Below are 1585 nucleotides of genomic sequence, written 5' to 3'. Positions count from 1 at the left end.
TTTGGACGAGTGTGTCAAGGCCGGCCTGGACTCGGCGATCGTCCACGCGAGCAAGATCCTGCCCATCGCGCGGTTCGACGACGAGCAGGTGAACACCGCTCTCGACCTCATCTACGACCGCCGGGCCGAGGGCTACGACCCGCTGCAGAAGCTGATGGCGCTGTTCGAGGGCGTCAACACCAAGTCCCTCAAGGCCGGCCGGGCCGAAGAACTCCTCGCCCTGCCCCTGGACGAGCGTTTGCAGCGCCGCATCATCGACGGGGAGAAGAACGGCCTGGAGGCCGATCTCGATGAGGCCCTCCACACCCGCCCCGCCCTCGACATCGTCAACGACACCCTTCTGGAGGGGATGAAGGTCGTCGGTGAGCTGTTCGGCTCCGGTCAGATGCAGTTGCCCTTCGTCCTTCAGTCGGCGGAGGTGATGAAGACGGCTGTGGCCTATCTCGAGCCGCACATGGAGAAGACCGACGATGACGGCAAGGGCACGATCGTGCTGGCCACGGTCCGCGGGGATGTTCACGACATCGGGAAGAACCTGGTCGACATCATCCTCACCAACAACGGCTACAACGTCGTGAACATCGGTATCAAGCAGCCGGTCTCCGCGATCCTGGAAGCGGCGGTGGAGCACAAGGCGGACGTGATCGGAATGTCCGGTCTCCTCGTCAAGTCGACCGTGATCATGAAGGAGAACCTCCAGGAGCTCAACCAGCGCAAGCTGGCCGCCGACTACCCCGTCATCCTGGGCGGCGCTGCCCTCACCCGCGCCTACGTCGAGCAGGACCTGCACGAGATCTACGAGGGCGAAGTCCGCTACGCCCGCGACGCTTTCGAAGGCCTGCGCCTCATGGACGCCCTCATCGCCGTCAAGCGCGGCGTCCCCGGCGCCGCACTCCCACCCCTCAAACAGCGCCGCGTCACCAAACCCGCGACTCCCCTCATCGAGATCGAGGACATCCCCGAACTCGGCTCCGTCCGCTCCGATGTGGCCGTGGACAATCCGGTCCCCACCCCGCCGTTCTGGGGCACCCGGGTGGTCAAGGGCATCCCGCTGAAGGACTACGCCTCCTGGCTGGACGAGGGCGCCCTCTTCAAGGGCCAGTGGGGCCTCAAGCAGGCCCGCGCCGGCGGAGCGACGTACGAGGAGCTCGTCGAGACCGAGGGCCGCCCGCGCCTGCGCGGCCTCCTCGACAAGCTGCACACCGAGAACCTCCTCGAAGCCGCCGTCGTCTACGGCTACTTCCCCTGCGTCTCCAAGGGCGACGACCTGATCATCCTGGACGAGGAGGGCAACGAGCGGACCCGCTTCACCTTCCCGCGCCAGCGCCGCGGCCGCCGCCTGTGCCTCGCCGACTTCTTCCGCCCCGAAGAGTCCGGCGAAACCGACGTCGTCGGCCTCCAGGTCGTCACCGTCGGCTCCAGGATCGGCGAGGCCACCGCCAAGCTCTTCGAATCGGACTCCTACCGCGAGTACCTGGAGCTGCACGGCCTCTCCGTCCAGCTGGCCGAGGCCATGGCCGAGTACTGGCACGCCCGCGTCCGCGCCGAGCTCGGATTCGGCGGCGAGGACCCCGCCAAGGTCGAG

Annotated in this window: 1 protein-coding gene; it reads left to right on the top strand. The window is 67.1% G+C overall.

From position 1 onward, the window contains the following. Positions 1–1585, top strand: a 1585-nt coding sequence (locus ABZX75_RS34110; RefSeq protein WP_355418069.1) for a B12-binding domain-containing protein, incomplete at both ends; no start/stop codon positions are given.

Origin of the sequence: Streptomyces sp. NPDC003038, assembly GCF_040611115.1 — a bacterium.
Classification (GTDB): domain Bacteria; phylum Actinomycetota; class Actinomycetes; order Streptomycetales; family Streptomycetaceae; genus Streptomyces.
This window is presented reverse-complemented; position numbering and strand designations above follow the sequence as displayed.